17 protein-coding genes are annotated in these 16179 nt (G+C 70.8%); 3 read left to right on the top strand and 14 right to left on the bottom strand.

Annotation, left to right across the window (positions count from 1 at the left end):
• Positions 1–96: 96 nt before the first annotated feature.
• The 6 genes from ACFWZ5_RS23695 to ACFWZ5_RS23670 form a co-directional block, all read right to left on the bottom strand.
• Complete coding sequence (locus ACFWZ5_RS23695) at positions 97–744, bottom strand: GNAT family N-acetyltransferase (RefSeq protein ID WP_384796294.1); 648 nt, start codon at positions 742–744, stop codon at positions 97–99.
• 185 nt (positions 745–929) lie between these two features.
• Positions 930–1757 (bottom strand): MetQ/NlpA family ABC transporter substrate-binding protein, encoded by an 828-nt coding sequence (locus tag ACFWZ5_RS23690; protein WP_384796296.1) that lies wholly within the window; start codon positions 1755–1757, stop codon positions 930–932.
• Between the two features lies 1 nt (position 1758).
• On the bottom strand, positions 1759–2592 hold the full coding sequence (locus tag ACFWZ5_RS23685; protein ID WP_384796298.1) for a MetQ/NlpA family ABC transporter substrate-binding protein: 834 nt from the start codon (positions 2590–2592) through the stop codon (positions 1759–1761).
• A gap of 97 nt (positions 2593–2689) precedes the next feature.
• Positions 2690–3439 (bottom strand): methionine ABC transporter permease, encoded by a 750-nt coding sequence (locus ACFWZ5_RS23680; protein WP_384796301.1) that lies wholly within the window; start codon positions 3437–3439, stop codon positions 2690–2692.
• Positions 3436–4503: a methionine ABC transporter ATP-binding protein gene (locus tag ACFWZ5_RS23675; RefSeq protein ID WP_384796303.1), complete on the bottom strand. Its 1068-nt coding sequence runs from the start codon at positions 4501–4503 to the stop codon at positions 3436–3438. The genes ACFWZ5_RS23680 and ACFWZ5_RS23675 overlap by 4 nt, the downstream gene beginning before the upstream one ends.
• Before the next feature lie 402 nt (positions 4504–4905).
• The gene (locus ACFWZ5_RS23670; protein WP_384796305.1) at positions 4906–5553 is read right to left on the bottom strand and encodes an HAD-IA family hydrolase; all 648 of its coding nucleotides are present in this window, start codon (positions 5551–5553) and stop codon (positions 4906–4908) included.
• A gap of 69 nt (positions 5554–5622) precedes the next feature.
• Here ACFWZ5_RS23670 and ACFWZ5_RS23665 point away from each other — a divergent pair, with 69 nt between their 5' ends.
• Complete coding sequence (locus ACFWZ5_RS23665; protein ID WP_384796307.1) at positions 5623–5982, top strand: hypothetical protein; 360 nt, start codon at positions 5623–5625, stop codon at positions 5980–5982.
• Between the two features lies 1 nt (position 5983).
• Positions 5984–6409, top strand: coding sequence for a hypothetical protein (locus ACFWZ5_RS23660; RefSeq protein ID WP_384796309.1), 426 nt, complete (start codon positions 5984–5986; stop codon positions 6407–6409).
• Positions 6410–6496: 87 nt separating this feature from the next.
• On the opposite strand, the gene ACFWZ5_RS23655 is transcribed toward ACFWZ5_RS23660, so the two are convergent.
• The 3 genes from ACFWZ5_RS23655 to ACFWZ5_RS23645 all read right to left on the bottom strand — a co-directional run bounded on the left by ACFWZ5_RS23655 (position 6497) and on the right by ACFWZ5_RS23645 (position 8856).
• On the bottom strand, positions 6497–7009 hold the full coding sequence (locus ACFWZ5_RS23655; protein WP_384796312.1) for a GNAT family N-acetyltransferase: 513 nt from the start codon (positions 7007–7009) through the stop codon (positions 6497–6499).
• A gap of 40 nt (positions 7010–7049) precedes the next feature.
• The gene (locus ACFWZ5_RS23650; protein WP_384796314.1) at positions 7050–7574 is read right to left on the bottom strand and encodes an RNA polymerase sigma factor; all 525 of its coding nucleotides are present in this window, start codon (positions 7572–7574) and stop codon (positions 7050–7052) included.
• A 73-nt stretch (positions 7575–7647) separates the two neighbouring features.
• Complete coding sequence (locus tag ACFWZ5_RS23645; protein ID WP_384796316.1) at positions 7648–8856, bottom strand: glycerophosphodiester phosphodiesterase; 1209 nt, start codon at positions 8854–8856, stop codon at positions 7648–7650.
• A gap of 448 nt (positions 8857–9304) precedes the next feature.
• Between ACFWZ5_RS23645 and ACFWZ5_RS23640 the strand changes: the two genes are divergently transcribed.
• Entirely contained in the window at positions 9305–9949 is a 645-nt protein-coding gene (locus tag ACFWZ5_RS23640) for a lysophospholipid acyltransferase family protein (RefSeq protein ID WP_384796318.1), read from the top strand.
• Between the two features lie 99 nt (positions 9950–10048).
• Here ACFWZ5_RS23640 and ACFWZ5_RS23635 read toward each other — a convergent pair whose 3' ends face one another.
• From ACFWZ5_RS23635 to ACFWZ5_RS23615, 5 genes are all read right to left on the bottom strand, one after another.
• Entirely contained in the window at positions 10049–11593 is a 1545-nt protein-coding gene (locus tag ACFWZ5_RS23635) for an MFS transporter (protein ID WP_384796320.1), read from the bottom strand.
• A complete protein-coding gene (locus tag ACFWZ5_RS23630; RefSeq protein ID WP_384796322.1) occupies positions 11590–12141 on the bottom strand; it encodes a TetR/AcrR family transcriptional regulator in 552 nt (183 codons plus the stop codon). The genes ACFWZ5_RS23635 and ACFWZ5_RS23630 overlap by 4 nt, the downstream gene beginning before the upstream one ends.
• A 157-nt stretch (positions 12142–12298) precedes the next feature.
• Positions 12299–13270 carry an aldo/keto reductase gene (locus tag ACFWZ5_RS23625; RefSeq protein ID WP_384796324.1) on the bottom strand — a complete coding sequence of 324 codons (972 nt, stop codon included), beginning with the start codon at positions 13268–13270 and terminating at the stop codon, positions 12299–12301.
• Between the two features lie 165 nt (positions 13271–13435).
• Positions 13436–14890: an argininosuccinate lyase gene (argH, locus tag ACFWZ5_RS23620; RefSeq protein ID WP_384796326.1), complete on the bottom strand. Its 1455-nt coding sequence runs from the start codon at positions 14888–14890 to the stop codon at positions 13436–13438.
• A 74-nt stretch (positions 14891–14964) separates the two neighbouring features.
• Positions 14965–16158: an argininosuccinate synthase gene (locus tag ACFWZ5_RS23615; protein ID WP_384796328.1), complete on the bottom strand. Its 1194-nt coding sequence runs from the start codon at positions 16156–16158 to the stop codon at positions 14965–14967.
• Between the last annotated feature and the right edge of the window lie 21 nt (positions 16159–16179).

Raw genomic sequence — 16179 nt, 5'->3', positions numbered from 1 at the left:
GGCTAAAACCTTGCCGCGCCGACGAGATATCCAGCCCGTCCGGCGTTTGAGGACGAGGCCGCAGGCCGATGACAGCCCAGGGCGCCCCCACCAGCGTCAGTTCCAGTCGGAGAACGCCGTCAGCTGTTCCGTGACACCTTCCAGGTCTTCCGGCAGCAGGCTCCAGACGATGAGGTCGGTGCGGAGGTCGATCCAGCCGCCCAGAGGGTCGCCGCCGTTTCTGACGCGTGCTATCCACGCGCCGCGCAGGACGCCCTCGCTGATGCAGCCGATCTTCTGGGCGACCTGCTGGGCCGCGGTGTTGTCGGCGGCGGTGCGCAGCTCGATGCGCTCGAACTTCTGGTCGTGGAACAGCCACTGGGCGGTGGCGAGCGCGGCCTCGGAGGCGTAGCCCTCGCCGCGGGCCCACGGCGCGGTCACATAGCTGAGCTCGCTGGAGCGCACCCGCCAGTCGGTGCGGCGCAGGCGGACGGCGCCGACGAGGCGCTGGGTGAGGAACTCGGTGACGGCGAGGGCGATCCCGCGGCCCTCGGCCCGCTCGGCGGGGGCGCGGTCGGTGATCCAGGAGCGGGCGTCGGCCTCGGTGTACGGCTGGGGCACGGCGGTCCAGGCGGTGACGAGCTCGTCGTTCATCATCTCCGCGTACGCCGGGACGTCCGCCTCCTCGAACGGGCGCAGGACCAACCGCTCCGTACTGATGGAGATGTCGGGAAAACCCGACGAGCCTGAGGAGGCTGTAGTCATGCGCCGCTCCGTAACCTTCATGGGCCTGTCGCTCCGTGAACCTTCGTAGCCCTCAAGGACCTTCAGGCCTGCCGAAGTGCCCAGCATGCAGCATGGTGACGCGTGAACGCACCACGGGGTCCTCTCCGGCGCGCGGAGCGGACCCCATGGGTTCCCGGTGCGGGTGTACAGGGCACGGACGTGCGTCAGCCCGCCGTGACGGGCAGCACCGATCCCTTGTACTTGTCCTCGATGAACTTCCTGACCTCGGGGGACGTCAGGAGCTTGGCCAGCTTCTTGATCTGCGCGTCGTCCTCGTGGCCCTTCTTGACGGCGAGGACGTTGTTGTACGGGTTGTCCTTCACCGACTCCAGGAGGATGGCGTCCTTCTTGGGGCTCAGGCCGGCGTCGAGTGCGAAGTTGTTGTTGATGACGGCCGCGTCGACGTCCTCCAGGGAGCGCGGGAGCTGCGCGGGCTCCAGGGGCTTGATGGTGAGCTTCTTCGGGTTGGACGCGATGTCCTCGGGGGTGGCGTTCGCACCCGCGCCCTTCTTGAGCCCGATCACGCCCTTGGAGGCGAGCAGCTGGAGCGCCCGGCCCTCGTTGGTGGTGTCGTTCGGGACGGCGACGGTGGCTCCGGAGCGCAGCCGGCTGACGTCCGTGAGCTTCTTGCCGCCGTCCGCGTACACGCCCATCGGCGGCAGGTACACCTCGGTGACCGGCACGAGGTCCGTCTTCTTCGACTTGTTGAAGTCGTCGAGGTACGGGGTGTGCTGGTAGAGGTTGGCGTCGAGGGAGCCCTCCTGGAGCGCGGTGTTCGGCGCGACGTAGTCCGTGAACTCGCGGATCCGGAGGTCGAGGCCCTCCTTCTTCGCGAGGTTCTGCTGGATGTACTCCAGGACCTCGCCCGCCGGTGTCGGGGTGGCTCCGACGACGAGCGTGTCGCCGTCGGAGCCGGAGTCCGAGCCACAGGCGGTCAGGCCGAGCGTCAGGGCGAGGACCCCGGCCGCGGCGGCTGTGACGGGGGCGCGCATGTCAGAACGCGGCGACGACGGCGCCGTCGTACTTCTCGTCGATGAACTTCTTGACCTCGGGCGAGGTGAGGAGCTTGGCGAGCTTCTTCACGCGCGGGTCGTTCTCGTTGCCCTTCTTCACGGCGAGGAAGTTGCCGTACGGGTTGCCCTTGGCCTTCTCGGCGACGAGGGCGTCCTTGGCGGGGCTGAGGTCGGCTTCGAGGGCGTAGTTGCCGTTGATCACCGCGGCGTCGACGTCACCGATGGTGCGGGGCAGGGCGGCGGCCTCCAGCTCCTTGAACTTCAGGTCCAGCGGGTTGGACCGGATGTCCTTGGGGGTGGCCTCGAAGCCCACGCCCGCCTTGAGCTTGATGACGCCGTTGTCCGCGAGGAGCTTCAGGGCGCGCGCCTCGTTGGTGGTGTCGTTCGGGACGGCGACGGTCGCGCCCTTCTTGAGGTCGTCGAGCTTCTTGACCTTCTTGGAGTAGACGCCGAGCGGCTCCAGGTGCACCGTCGCGCCCGGGACCGGCACGATGTCCGTCTTGTTCTTCTTGTTGAAGTCGTCCAGGTACGGCTTGTGCTGGAAGTAGTTCGCGAAGACCTCGCCCTGCTGCGTCGCCGTGTTCGGCGTGACGTAGTCGGTGAACTCCTTCACCTCGAGGTCGAGGCCCGCCTTCTTCGCCAGGTTCTTCTGGACGTAGTCGAGGATCTGGCCCTGCGGCGTGGGGGTGGCGGCGACGACGAGGGGTCCGTCCTTGTCGCCCGCGTCGCTCTTCTCCGAGCCGCAGGCGGTGAGCCCGAGGGTGAGGGCTCCGACGGCCAGGACAGCAGCGGTGATCTTGGTGGTGTTACGCACGAAAAGTGCCTTTCTCCATGGGTGGTACACCCCCGCGGTCGGTGGCGGCGGGGTGGTGCTGGGTACTCGCTGGGCGAACTCAGCAAACTCTGGGGGCTCAGGAGGCCTTGGCGGGCTCGGCCTCGGCCGTGACGGTCTTCGGGGTCTTGGCGCGCAGCAGCTTCAGGCTCGGCGCGGCTCCCGAGTGACCGCCGCGCCGGTGCAGGCGGCGGGCGGCGTAGTCGCCGATGAACTGGATGATCGAGATGACCACGGCGAGGATGCCGACGGTGATCCACATCAGCTCGGTCTCGAAGCGCTGGTAGCCGTAGCGGACCGCGAGGTCGCCGAGGCCGCCCGCGCCGACGGTGCCGGTGATCGCCGAGTAGCCGATGAGGGCGACGACGGTCGTGGTGGCGGACGAGATCAGCGACGGCAGCGACTCGGGTACGAGGACCTTGCGGACGATCGTCCAGGTGTTGCCGCCCATCGACTGCACGGCCTCGACCAGGCCGTGGTCGACCTCGCGCACGGCCGTCTCGACCAGGCGCGCGAAGAACGGGATGGCGCTGATCGCGAGCGGCACGATCGCGGCCTCACGGCCGATGGTGGTGCCGACGATGGAGCGCGTGAAGCCCATCAGGGCGACCATCAGGATGATGAAGGGCATCGAGCGGCCGATGTTCACGACCTGCCCGAGCACCTTGTTCACGACGACGTTCTGCAGCAGCCCGCCGCGCTCGGTGAGGACGAGCAGCAGGCCGATCGGCAGTCCGGCGGCGACGGCGATGAGCGCCGACCAGCCGACCATGTAGAGGGTGTCCCAACAGGCCTGCTCAAGGAGCGGCTGCATTTCGTCCCAGGTCACTTGGCACCTTCCTTCACCAGCGCGGGGTTCACGAGCGCGGAGTCCCGCGGCGCGGGCGTCTCGTGCCCGGCGACGTCGACCTGGAGGCCCTGCTCGCGCAGGAAGCCGATGGGCACGACGTTCTCCTCGAAGCGGCCGGGCAGCTCGATGCGCATGCGGCCGACCTGCTTGCCGCCGACGGTGTCCATCGCGGCGCCGAGGATCGAGATGTCGATGTTGTACGTGCGCGACAGCTGGGAGATGACCGGCTGCGTCGCGGCCTCGCCGTGGAAGGTGACGTCGACGACGGTGCGCTGGTCGCTCGACGCGTCGCCGCTGAGCGGGAACAGCGCGGCGGCGAGCTGCGATCCTGGCGTCGCGAGGAGCTCGCTGACGGTGCCGGACTCCACGATCCGGCCCTTCTCCATGAGCGCCGCCGAGTCGCAGACGGTCTTGACGACCTCCATCTCGTGCGTGATCAGCAGGACGGTCAGGCCGAGCTGGCGGTTGAGGTCGCGCAGGAGCTGGAGGATGGAGCGGGTGGTCTCCGGGTCGAGGGCGCTGGTGGCCTCGTCGGAGAGCAGCACCTTGGGCTCGCCGGCCAGGGCGCGGGCGATGCCGACGCGCTGCTTCTGGCCGCCGGAGAGCTGTGCGGGGTAGGCCTTGGCCTTGTCGGCGAGGCCGACCAGGTCGAGGAGTTCGAGGGCCTTGCGGGAGCGCTCCTTGCCGGACAGGCCGAGGATTTCGAGGGGCAGCTCGATGTTGGCCTGGACGGTGCGCGAGGACAGCAGGTTGAAGTGCTGGAAGACCATGCCGATGCGGTTGCGGGCGGCCCGCAGTTCCCGGCCGGCGCGCGGGCCGCGTCCCGCGAGCGCCGTGAGGTCCTGGCCCGCCACCGTCACGGTGCCGGAGCTGGGGCGCTCCAGGAGGTTGACGCAGCGGATCAGCGAGGACTTGCCGGCGCCGGACTGGCCGATGACGCCGTAGACCTCTCCTTCGCGCACATGGAGGTCGACTCCGTCGAGGGCGGTTACTTCACGACCGCGTGAGCGGTAGACCTTGGTCAGGCCGGAAGTGGTGATCACTGGGGTTTCCGTCACTGTCGAGTGCACGGCGCGTTGGTCGCCGGGGCACGGGGCATTCGTTCGGAACGCGGCACGGTTCTCGCGGTGGCGGTGGAACCGGAGGACGTGTGCGCGGGGCAGGCTCGCTTCCTACGTCACGTACACGGTGGACGTAAGGTGCGGGGCACAGCGGCTTCGCTTCGGGGCGCGAGGCTCAGTGGAACAGGGGCCCTCAGAAGGCGCACATTCGACACATACAACGAGCACCGGGCGTCGTCATCGCCTCGGTCGCAAGGGTGCGGCTGCTCGTCGTGGTCATGCGGACAGTAAAACACGCGTGCGGACTCGCTCCGCCACCACTGTCCGAATAGCGGACTGCGGATGACCATCAGTCGGACATCCGCCGCCGCTCCCCCGGCCCGCTCAGGCGCCGGTGACGATCTCCACGCCACCCGCCGTGGCCTGCGCGGACACCGCCGAGAGATCCTTCACGACGACATCGGCCGACAGCTCGGCCGCCGCGTGCGTTGTGGTCAACGCCACGGTGGTCATGCCCGCGGCCCGGCCCGCCGCCAGGCCCGCCGGGGCGTCCTCGAAGACCACGCAGCGCGCCGGGTCCGCGCCGAGCCGCTCGGCGGCGAGCAGGAACGGCTCCGGGTCGGGCTTGCCGCGGGTGATGTCGTCGGCGGCTATCAGGAGCTTGGGGCGGATGCCGACCTCGGCGAGCCGGGCCTCGGCCAGGCGGCGCGTGGCGGAGGTGACGACGGCCCACCGCTCCGGCGGCACCGACGCGAGGAGCCGGAGCGTGCCGGGCAGCGCCACGACCCCGCCCGCGACGTCCGAGACCTCCAGGTCGTCGATCCGGGCGACGGCCTCCGCGACCTGCTCGGCAGGCAGCAGGTCGGACACGATGTCCACGGCGGGCCGCCCGTGCAGCTCGACCGCCGCGAAGGCCTCGGCCGTGATGCCGTACTCCCCCGCCCAGCGCGTCCAGCAGCGGTGGACCGACTCGATGGACGAGATGAGGGTGCCGTCGTTGTCGAACAGGAGCGCGTCAGCCTGGATCTTCATGCGCCCGACCCTACGTGCACGCGCGGGGGCGGACGCATCGGGCCTTTTGGCCTGTAATACGGTCTGGGCATGCTTGTTGCCCTGACCGTCGCGACCGCCGTGGCCGCGCTCGCGCTCGCGGCCTGGTGCGGCTTCGCCGCGTACCGGGACCAGCCGACGAAGGACTGGCACTTCATCGGGATGGGCGTGGTCACCCTCCTCGCCCTGGTCCAGCTGATCGTCGGCATCGTCCAGCTCGCCCGCGGCGAGGACCCGGAGCAGGGTACGACGATCTTCGTGGCGTATCTGATCGGCTCGTTCGCGTGCGTCCCGGCGGCGGGCTTCATGTCGCTCGCCGAGCGCACCCGGTGGGGCTCGGTGACGGTGGCGGCGGGCGGCGTCGTGCTCGCCGTGCTCGAAGTGCGTCTGTACGACATCTGGGGAGGCTGAGGTGGCCGCGACCGAGGACGGGCCCCGCACCGGGCAGCAGCAGAAGCTGATCAAGGGCCCCGGCATCGTGCTGGTGTGGCTGTACGGCGTGATGGTCGTCGGCGCCGTGTCCCGCTCGGCGGTGCAGATCTCGACGGACTTCGACAAGGCGCCGCTGGCGTACTCCCTGTCGGCGCTCGCGGGCCTGGTCTACGGCTTCATCACGTACTCGCTGGTGCGCGGCGGGGAGACGGCCCGCAGGGCGGCGCTGGTGTGCTGCGCCGCCGAGCTGGCCGGCGTGCTCGGCGTCGGGGCGTGGACCCTGGCGGACCCCTCCGCGTTCCCGGACGCGACGGTCTGGTCGGACTTCGGCATGGGGTACCTGTTCATCCCCGTACTGCTTCCGGTGACCGCGATGTACTGGCTGCGCAAGGCCGGACAACCGTAAGGGACCGCGCCCCCGAAGGGGCGCGGGGAACTGCGCGCCCAGCCACAAGGCACCCGCAGACAAGCGACCGCGCTGCTCGCGGAGCGCCTACGCACTGGTCACATACGCCTCGGCAGCCTCGACCTCCTTGGAGAGGGTCACCACCGTAAGCCGCTCATCCACGCGCCGAGTGCTCACCGGCGCGTACCCGTGCTTGCGGTACAGCTGCAGGTCACTGTCGCTCCGGTGCCCCGTGAACAGCTCGAACCGCTGGGCGCCGCCCTCCCCGAGGCGGCGCTCTATGGCGTCCAGGAGCCGCCCGCCCAGGCCGTGCCGCTGCATCCGGGGGTGCACGACGAGCTTGCCGATGCGGGCCGTGCCCGCCGCGTCGACGCTGCCGCGCACGGAGGCCACCACCTCCGCGCCGAGGCGGGCCACCAGGACGGTGCCCGCGGCCAGCTCGCCCTTGAGGGAGTCGAGGGTCTGCGTCAGCGGCTCGATGGAGTAGTCGCCGTACAGCTCGGCCTCGCTCTGGTAGCAGAGGTACTGCAGTTTGAGGATCTGCTCGGCGGCGTCCTGGTCGTCGGCCGCCGCCTCCGAGATGGTCACGCTCATGCCCATGTGTGCATGCCTCCCGCTCACCTGCTCCGCCGGTTGTCCCTCACTCCTTTCCCCACGGGTCCGGAGTCCCAACCTCCTGCGCGAGCATTCTGCGCAGGCATCCCAGGCATCGGGAACGTTCCGGCCCCAAAGATCCTTGTGACATACCCAACTCTCCTGCGATTTCGCGGTACGTCAGGTCCTTCGGCGACAGAAGTGCAGCCAGGAGGCGGGGGCAGCGTCCGGGGAGCCGGCGCACGGCCGCGTGCAGGGTGCGGCGCCGTTCGGCCCGCAGCGCGCGCTGCTCGGGGCCGCCGCGGAGGTCGTCGGCGGGCTCGGTGGCGTAGGGGCGCTCCTGGCGGGCGGTGTGGCGGGTGCGGTGCGCCTCGTCGCGGACGGCGGTGCGCAGCCAGGCGGCGGGGTCGGTGACCGGACCCTCGGCGGCCAGGTGTTCGAGGAGGCGCAGCCAGACGGCCTGTTCGAGGTCACCGGGCTCGGCTCCGCAGCCGCCCGCCTCCGCCGACGCCTCGGCGGCGAGCAGCGGGCGCAGGGTGATGACCAGGTCGTAGGAGAGCGAGAACGTCATACCGGCGGTGACGCGGCCGCTTCGGCGAGAGTTTCCGAAACGGCCGCGACTCACCCCAACCGGGTCTTTACGGTCACTCGTTGACGGAACCGCCGCGGCCGTCCGCGAAGTCGGCGGCGGCGAGCAGCGCCGTGTCCGCGTTGTCGGAGAAGATCCCGTCGATGCCCGTGGCGAAGTACCGCTTGAAGGCGCCGAAGGCGTCGCCGTACGCGTTCGGGTCCGTGCCCTTCTTGTAGTCCGCGGGCAGGAAGGTGTTCTCGTTGCGCATCGTGTACGGGTGCAGGATCAGGTCCTCGGCGTGGGCGTCGCGCACCAGCGTCGTCGGCTCCAGGAGCTTGCCGTCGGGGCCCTTGGGGATGATCAGGTCGAGCGTGGGGCCGATGCCCTTGGCGTACGACGCCATCCACTTCAGGCCCTCGGGCTTGATCAGGTCGGCGACGGTGCGGGGGTCGCCCGCCTCGACGAAGTCCCAGGGGCGGGAGTTCGCGGTCGACAGGAGGACCACGCCGGGCGCGTCGACGAGCTTGCGCAGGCGCTGGATGCTGCTGGGCTCGAAGGACTGCAGGAAGGTCGGCGAGTTCCAGCGGTGGCGGTGGTAGCGGCGCAGGAGCTTGGCGAGCGGCTCCTCCAGGCCGAGGCCGAGCTTGCGGAAGTACGTGGGGTGCTTGGTCTCGATGTGCAGCCAGACGCGGTGGCCGCGCTCGCGGCCCTCCTTCTCGGCCCAGCGGAGGACCTCTTCGAGGGTGGGGACGTCCCAGCGGCCGTCGTAGAGGGTGTTGCGCTGGCGGGTGCCCGGGATGCGCTCCTTGGCGCGCAGCGTCTTCAGCTCGGCGAGCGTGAAGTCCTCGGTGAACCAGCCGGTGAGCGAGACGCCGTCCACGGACTTGGTGGTCTTGCGGGAGGCGAACTCGGGGTGCGCGGCGACGTCGGTGGTCGCGGTGATGTCGTTCTCGTGACGGCATACGAGATGGCCGTCCTTGGTGGGCACGACGTCCTGCTCGATGACGTGCGCGCCCATGTCGAGGGCGAGTTGGTACGAGCCGAGCGTGTGCTCGGGCCGGTAGCCGCTGGTCCCCCGGTGCGCGATCACGGTCGGCACCGGCAGGTCCTCGTACCCGCCGTGCCCGTGGCCCTTGCCGTGCCCCTTGCCGTGTCGCGCGTCGGCTCTCGCCACGCCGGAGGTGCCGACGACGGTCGTGCCCGCCCCCAGGACCGCGGCCCCGAGCACCGCGCGCCGCCCCGGGCTCGCCCCTGTCCGTCGCTGCCCCGAATCCTGCGCCATGGAGCGCTCCCTCCTCGTGTGCCACTGGTACTGCCTTGCGCCTGGCAAAGCGGCACCGATCGTAGGTGGCGGCACATGACGGGTGGGAGACCCGGGGTCGAACGGACGGCTGACGGGTGATGTCGGGTGCTGCCGAACGGGTCCGCGCGGCGTGTTGCCGCGGCGGTGCGGGGTACCCGGCGGAGCCGTGGGGTTCCGGCCGCGGCGGGCCGCGCGCGTGAGAAGCACCACTCGGACAAGCCACGCAGTTCGCTCAGCGATACGGTCGTGACGGTGAGATTCTCGCGGGGCAACGAGCGTGCACGCACAGGTCAACTCTGCGTATCGGGCGCATGAACCCGATGTGCAATCGGCGGGGGGCCGCGAGTATGGTCCTCACCTGCACAGACTCTTTGTCGACCCGTTGACACCGGAGGACCCGTTGTCCCGTCTAGCGCTCATCAAGGCAGTGCTCGGACCGTTCTTGCGCCTGATGTTCCGCCCGCGGGTGGAGGGCGTGGAGAACATCCCCGGGACCGGACCCGTCATCCTGGCCGGAAACCACCTGACGTTCATCGACTCGATGATCATGCCCCTGGTCTGCAACCGGCCGGTCTACTTCATCGGCAAGGACGAGTACGTCACGGGCAAGGGCCTCAAGGGCCGCCTGATGGCCTGGTTCTTCACCGGCGTCGGCATGATCCCCGTCGACCGCGACGGCGGCCGGGGCGGCGTGGCCGCGCTGATGACCGGCAAGCGGGTCCTGGACGACGGCCAGATCTTCGGCATCTACCCGGAGGGCACCCGCTCCCCCGACGGCCGGCTCTACCGCGGCCGCACGGGCATCGCGCGGCTCACGCTGATGACGGGCGCGCCGGTGGTGCCGTTCGCGATGATCGGCACGGACAAGCTCCAGCCCGGCGGCAAGGGCCTGCCCCGCCCGGGCCGGGTGACCGTCCGCTTCGGCGAGGCGATGGAGTTCTCCCGCTACGACGGCATGGACCGCGACCGCTATGTGCTGCGCGCGGTGACGGACTCCGTGATGACGGAGGTCATGCTGCTCTCGGGTCAGGAGTACGTGGACATGTACGCCACGAAGGCCAAGGCGGCCTGACCTCACGGGTCTTGTGCACGGGACGCCATCGGCGAGGACATCGAAGGGCCGCACCCCGCGGGGTGCGGCCCTTCGCCGTGTCACCGGGAGGACGTGCGGCTACGGATGCTCCACGCCGTCCTCGAGGCGCTGGCCCTTGAGCAGGAACCAGGCGGCGACCGCCGTCGCGAGGAGCACCGCCGCGCCGACCCCGGCCGCGACCCGCAGCCCGTCGACGAAGGCCTCCTGCGCGGCCGACACCAGCGGCCCCGCCGTGTGCTGCGGCAGGCCCGCGCTCGCCTCGACCGCGCCGCCCAGGGACTCGTGCGCCGCGGCTGCCGCGCCCGCCGGGGTGCCCTCGGGGGCGGTGAAGTCGCGGTAGACGCCCGTGACGATGGAGCCGAGCAGGGCGATGCCGAGGGCCGCGCCGAGCTCGTACGCCGTCTCCGAGACCGCGGAGGCCGCGCCCGCCTGCTCCTTGGGCACGCTGGACAGGATCACGTCGGCGGTGACCGTGAAGGCGAAGCCCGCGCCGACGCCGACCACCAGGAGCACGGCGCCGAGCAGCGGATAGCCCGTGCTCTGGCTCAGGGTGGTGAGCACGGCCAGGGCGAGGCCCACGGCCGCGAGTCCGCCCGCGACCACCGCGCGCACCGAGAAGCGGCGCGCCACCAGGCCCGCGACCAGGCCCGCCGTCACCGCGCCGACGGCGGCGGGCAGTTCGGCGAGACCGGCCTCGAACGGCGGCCTGCCCTGCACCAGTTGCAGGAACTGGGACAGGAAGAAGACCAGGCCCGACAGGCCGAGGATGGTGAGCAGGTCGGCGAGGACGGCGGCGGAGAAGCCGCGGTTGCGGAACAGCCGCATGTCCAGCAGCGGCGCGGGCAGCGTGAACTGGCGGCGTACGAACCACGTGAGTGCCGTGACGCCGAGCGCGGCCGCGCCGAGCACGTCCCAGCGGAAGCCGTGCGTGGCCGCCTCCTTGACCGCGTACACCACGCTGATCATGCCGATGAGCGACAGGGCGACGCTGATCAGGTCCCAGGGGCCCGGCGCCGGGTTCTTGGACTCCGGGAGCAGCTTGATGCCGACGAGGACGAGCACCGCCATCACGGGCAGGTTGATCAGGAAGACCGAGCCCCACCAGAAGTGTTCGAGCAGGAAGCCGCCGACGACCGGGCCGACCGCCGCGCCCGCCGACGCCATCGCGCCCCACACGCCGACGGCGATGCTGCGCTCGCGCGGGTCGTGGAAGATGTTCCGGATCAGCGCGAGCGTGGACGGCATCAGCGTCGCGCCCGCGACACCGAGCAGGGCCCGGGCGAGGATCATCAGCTCCGGCGTCGTGGCGTAGGCGTTGAGCACGGAGACCGCGCCGAACGCGACGGCGCCGGTGAGCAGCAGCTTCTTGCGGCCGATGCGGTCACCGAGGCTGCCCATCGACACCAGCAGACCCGCGATGACGAACGAGTAGACGTCGCCGATCCACAGGAGCTGGGTGCCGGACGGCTTGAGGTCCTCGCTGATGTACGGCGTCGCGAGGCCGAGCACGGTCGCGTCGACGGCGACGAGGAGCACGGCGAGGACGAGCACGGACAGGGCGAGCCAGCGGCCGGGCGGCCGGGCCACCTCGGCGGTCCGGATGCGCTCTGCGGTGCTTGTCATGGTTCCTCTCTCCGTCGTGCGCCGCCGAGCAGCAGCTCGGCGATCATGTAGCTGTAGTCCTTGGCGGCGATGCGGCCGTCCAGGACGGCCCAGACGCCGGAGCCGATCAGGCCGTACAGCGCCTCCGTGAGCCACACGGGGCTCAGGTCGATGCGGAACTCGCCGCTCTGCTGGCCGCGCCGGAACAGCTCCGCGATCCTGACGTCGAGCCGGGCCCAGCCCTCGTGCTGGGCGTCGCCCTCGAAGAGCTGGTTCTCCGTGACGAGGAACGCGAGCAGGCCCGCGGCCGGCTCGATCTCCATGATCAGGCGTCGCAGCGCTTCCTGCGCGCTGCCCTCGTCGAGCCGCGCGGCGGCGAGGGCCGCCTCGCACTCCTGGATGCCGAGGTCCTCCAGGGCCCGGATGAGCGCGTCGCGCCCGGCGAAGTGGCGGTGCAGCGTGGCACGGCTGATGCCGCAGGCCTTGGCCACCTCGTCCATGGTCGAGGAGCCCTTGCGGGTGAGCTGGGCGGCGGCACTGCGCAGCACCTGGTCACGATCGACTGACATGAGACAACCATAGACCACATGAGACATTTTTGTCTCACGAGAGGCATGCGGGTCTTACTGCGGGTGGGTCTTACTGCGGGTGGGTCTTACCGCGTGTGGGGCTGTGGGTGAGTGGCTCGGCGCCAGGGGGGCGGTCCGGCGCGTGCGCCCGTACCGCTCAGTGCCAGGGCAGGCCCGCGCGCGTGCGCCAGTACGCGGTGGGCTCCTCCGCGAGTGCCGCGAGGCGCTCCAGCTGCTCGGCGTCCAGGTCGACGGCCGTCGCGTGCAGATTGGACACGAGCTGTACGGACGTGGCGGCGCCGGAGAGGACGACGCCCGCCCACGGCTGGCGCAGGACCAGGGCCAGGGCGACCGCGTCGCAGCCGAGCCCGGTGGCCTCGGCGGCGGCGCGCACGGCGGCCGGGGCGCCGGGGCCCGCCAGACGGCCGTTGGCCATGGCCTCCTTCACCAGGACGGTCAGGCCCGCGTCGTGCGCCTCGGCGAGCGCGGGGCCCGCCGACGTCTCCAGGGCGTTGTACGTCGCCTGGACCGTGCGGAAGAGCCGCTCGCCGCCCACGGTGACGTCCAGGGCGGCCCGGATCGCCGTGGCCTGGTCGGGGCCGCTCACGGAGAGGCCGACGGTGACGCCCTGGTCGGCGAGGGCGGCGAGCCGGGCGTGCAGTTCCTTGTCGGTGAGGGCCGGGCTCTCGGGGGTCACCGAGTGGATCTGGTAGAGGTCGAGCCGGTCGCCGAGCAGCTCGGCGGTCTCGGCGCGCTGGCGGTCGTACGCGGCGACGCTGTGGTCCTTGACCTCGTGCGCGTCGGCGTCGGTGCGCCAGTCGGCGGTGTACGTGTAGCCCCACTTGCTGCCCACGACGACGTCGCGGATGTCGGGGCGGGCGTGCAGCCAGTCGGCCAGGAACTCCTCTGAGCGGCCGTAGGACCGGGCCACGTCGATGTAGCGGACGCCGAGGGCGTAGGCGGCGTCGAGGAGTTCCAGGGTGCGCTCGCGCAGGGCCTCCACGCTGCGCGAGGGCGGGAGGTCGGCCTCGCGGCCCAGGGTGATGTAGCCGGGCCTGCCGATCGCGGCCAGGCCGAGTCCCAGGTGGGCGGTCGGCGTGGTCGCTGCGGTGAGTCGGGCGAACGGCATCTGGGGGCTCCACGCGGTGAGGGGGTACGCGGGGTGCGTACCCCCTCAACGTAACGCTGTGCGGGGGGTCGGGGCCTCGCGGGTGCGCCCCGGGCCCGCCCCTTCCCGAAACCAGGGGGCTTCGCCCCCTAGGACCCCCGTTTATCGGCGCTTCGCGCCTCGTCCTCAAACGCCGGACGGGCTGGAAGCTTCGCCGGACGGGCTGGATGCCCACTGGCGCTGTGACGCTACGTCTGTCTTGATCTCCGCCAGTTGTGCGGCCACCGCTGAGGGGGCCGTGCCGCCGCGGCCGTTGCGGGAGGCCAGGGCTCCGGGGACGTTCAGGACGGTGCGGACCTCGGGGGTCAGGTGGGGGGAGATCTTCGCGAACTGGTCGTCGGTGAGCTGGTCGAGTTCGATGCCGTGCGCCTCGCACTCCTTGACGCACTCGCCCGCGACCTCGTGCGCGACGCGGAACGGCACGCCCTGCTTGACCAGCCACTCCGCGATGTCCGTGGCGAGCGAGAAGCCTGCCGGGGCCAGCTCCTCCATGCGCTCGCGGTGGACCGTGAGCGTCGCCATCATGCCGGTGAACGCCGGCAGCAGGACCTCCAGCTGGTCGCAGGAGTCGAAGACCGGCTCCTTGTCCTCCTGGAGGTCGCGGTTGTACGCGAGCGGGAGCGCCTTGAGCGTGGCCATGAGGCCCGTGAGGTTGCCGATGAGGCGGCCGGACTTGCCCCGGGCCAGCTCGGCGATGTCCGGGTTCTTCTTCTGCGGCATGATCGACGAGCCGGTCGAGAAGGCGTCGTGGAGCGTGACGAAGGAGAACTCCTTCGTGTTCCAGATGATGACCTCCTCGGCGATCCGGGAGAGGTTCACGCCGATCATCGCGGTGATGAAGGCGAACTCGGCGACGAAGTCGCGCGACGCCGTGCCGTCGATGGAGTTCGCGGCGGAGCCGCGCTCGAAGCCCAGGTCCTTCGCCACGGCCTCCGGGTCGAGGCCCAGCGACTGGCCCGCCAGCGCCCCGGAGCCGTACGCCGACACGGCGGTCCGCTCGTCCCACTGCCGCAGCCGCTCGGCGTCCCGCGCCAGGGACTGGACGTGCGCGAGGACGTGGTGCGCGAACAGGACCGGCTGGGCGTGCTGGAGGTGGGTGCGGCCCGGCATGGCGACGTCCGGGTGGGCCTCGGCCAGGCCGATCAGGGCCTCCTGGAGGTCGGTGAGCAGGCCGCCGATGATCCGGGCGTGGTCGCGCAGGTACATCCGGAAGAGCGTGACGACCTGGTCGTTGCGGGACCGGCCCGCGCGCAGCTTGCCGCCGAGGTCCGGGCCGAGCCGCTCCAGGAGGCCGCGCTCCAGGGCCGTGTGCACGTCCTCGTCGGCGACGGTGCCCACGAACGTGCCTGCGGCCACGTCCGCTTCGAGCCGGTCGAGGCCGGTGAGCATGCGGTCCAGTTCGTCGGCCGTGAGGAGGTCCGCCTTGTGCAGCACGCGCGCGTGGGCTCGGGAACCGGCGATGTCGTACGGCGCGAGGCGCCAGTCGAAGTGGACCGAGGCCGACAGTTGCGCCAGCGCTTCTGCGGGGCCGTCGGCGAACCTTCCGCCCCAGAGGCGGACTTCGCCGGTGTTGCTGCTCACGGTTGCTCCTTGATGTGCGGTGGGCGGGGCGAGGGTCTTCTCCCCCGCCCCGCCCCTTCCCGAACCGAAGACAATCAGGTCAAGTCCCGCTTGGCGGCGATCTTCGACGACAGCGCGAAGATGTCGATGAAGCCCTGCGCCTTGGACTGGTCGAACGTGTCGCCCGAGTCGTACGTCGCGAGGTTGAAGTCGTACAGGGACTCCTCGGACTTCCGGCCCGTGACGACGGCGCGGCCGCCGTGGAGGGTCATGCGGATGTCGCCGGTGACGTGCTGGTTGGCCTCGTTGATGAAGCCGTCGAGGGCCCGCTTCAGGGGGGAGAACCACAGGCCGTCGTAGACCAGTTCGCCCCAGCGCTGCTCGACCTGCCGCTTGTACCGGGCGAGCTCCCGCTCGACCGTGACGTTCTCCAGCTCCTGGTGGGCGGTGATCAGGGCGATCGCGCCCGGCGCCTCGTACACCTCGCGGGACTTGATGCCGACGAGCCGGTCCTCGACCATGTCGATCCGGCCGATGCCCTGGGCGCCCGCGCGCTCGTTGAGCTGCTGGATCGCCTGGAGGACCGTGACGGGCCTGCCGTCGATGGCGACCGGGACGCCCTCCTTGAAGGAGATGACGACCTCGTCGGCCTCACGGGGCGTCGCCGGGTTCGAGGTGTACTCGTACACGTCCTCGATCGGCGCGTTCCAGATGTCCTCCAGGAAGCCCGTCTCGACGGCCCGTCCGAAGACGTTCTGGTCGATGGAGTACGGCGACTTCTTGGTGGTCGCGATCGGCAGGCCCTTGTCCTCGCAGAAGGCGATGGCCTTGTCCCGCGTCATCGCGTAGTCCCGGACGGGGGCGATGCACTTCAGGTCGGGGCCGAGCGCCTGGATGCCGGCCTCGAACCGCACCTGGTCGTTGCCCTTGCCGGTGCAGCCGTGGGCCACGACGCCCGCGCCGTGCTTCTGCGCGGCGGCCACGAGGTGCTTGACGATCGTGGGCCGGGACAGGGCCGACACCAGCGGGTACCGGTCCATGTACAGGGCGTTGGCCTTGATCGCCGGGAGGCAGTAGCCCTCGGCGAACTCGTCCTTGGCGTCCGCGACCTCCGCTTCGACGGCACCGCAGGCGAGCGCGCGCTTGCGGATGACGTCCAGGTCCTCGCCGCCCTGGCCGACGTCCACGGCGACAGCGATGACCTCGGCACCCGTCTCCTCGGCGATCCAGCCGATGGCGACGGAGGTGTCCAGGCCGCCCGAGTAGGCGAGTACGACGCGCTCGGTCACGGGTTTCTCCTCACAGTGCAT

It is taken from the genome of Streptomyces sp. NPDC059003, from assembly GCF_042740445.1.
GTDB lineage: Bacteria > Actinomycetota > Actinomycetes > Streptomycetales > Streptomycetaceae > Streptomyces.
Note: the sequence above shows the minus strand (reverse complement) of the source record. Positions and strands in the feature narration are given on the sequence as shown.

Excerpts from the sequence above, each read along its gene's own strand:
- ACFWZ5_RS23695 (WP_384796294.1), bottom strand. The coding sequence starts at position 744 with ATGACTACAGCCTCCTCAGGCTCGTCGGGTTTTCCCGACATCTCCATC.
- ACFWZ5_RS23690 (WP_384796296.1), bottom strand. The coding sequence starts at position 1,757 with ATGCGCGCCCCCGTCACAGCCGCCGCGGCCGGGGTCCTCGCCCTGACG.
- ACFWZ5_RS23670 (WP_384796305.1), bottom strand. The coding sequence starts at position 5,553 with ATGAAGATCCAGGCTGACGCGCTCCTGTTCGACAACGACGGCACCCTC.
- ACFWZ5_RS23665 (WP_384796307.1), top strand. The coding sequence starts at position 5,623 with ATGCTTGTTGCCCTGACCGTCGCGACCGCCGTGGCCGCGCTCGCGCTC.
- ACFWZ5_RS23655 (WP_384796312.1), bottom strand. The coding sequence starts at position 7,009 with ATGGGCATGAGCGTGACCATCTCGGAGGCGGCGGCCGACGACCAGGAC.
- ACFWZ5_RS23650 (WP_384796314.1), bottom strand. The coding sequence starts at position 7,574 with ATGACGTTCTCGCTCTCCTACGACCTGGTCATCACCCTGCGCCCGCTG.
- ACFWZ5_RS23645 (WP_384796316.1), bottom strand. The coding sequence starts at position 8,856 with ATGGCGCAGGATTCGGGGCAGCGACGGACAGGGGCGAGCCCGGGGCGG.
- ACFWZ5_RS23635 (WP_384796320.1), bottom strand. The coding sequence starts at position 11,593 with ATGACAAGCACCGCAGAGCGCATCCGGACCGCCGAGGTGGCCCGGCCG.
- ACFWZ5_RS23630 (WP_384796322.1), bottom strand. The coding sequence starts at position 12,141 with ATGTCAGTCGATCGTGACCAGGTGCTGCGCAGTGCCGCCGCCCAGCTC.
- ACFWZ5_RS23625 (WP_384796324.1), bottom strand. The coding sequence starts at position 13,270 with ATGCCGTTCGCCCGACTCACCGCAGCGACCACGCCGACCGCCCACCTG.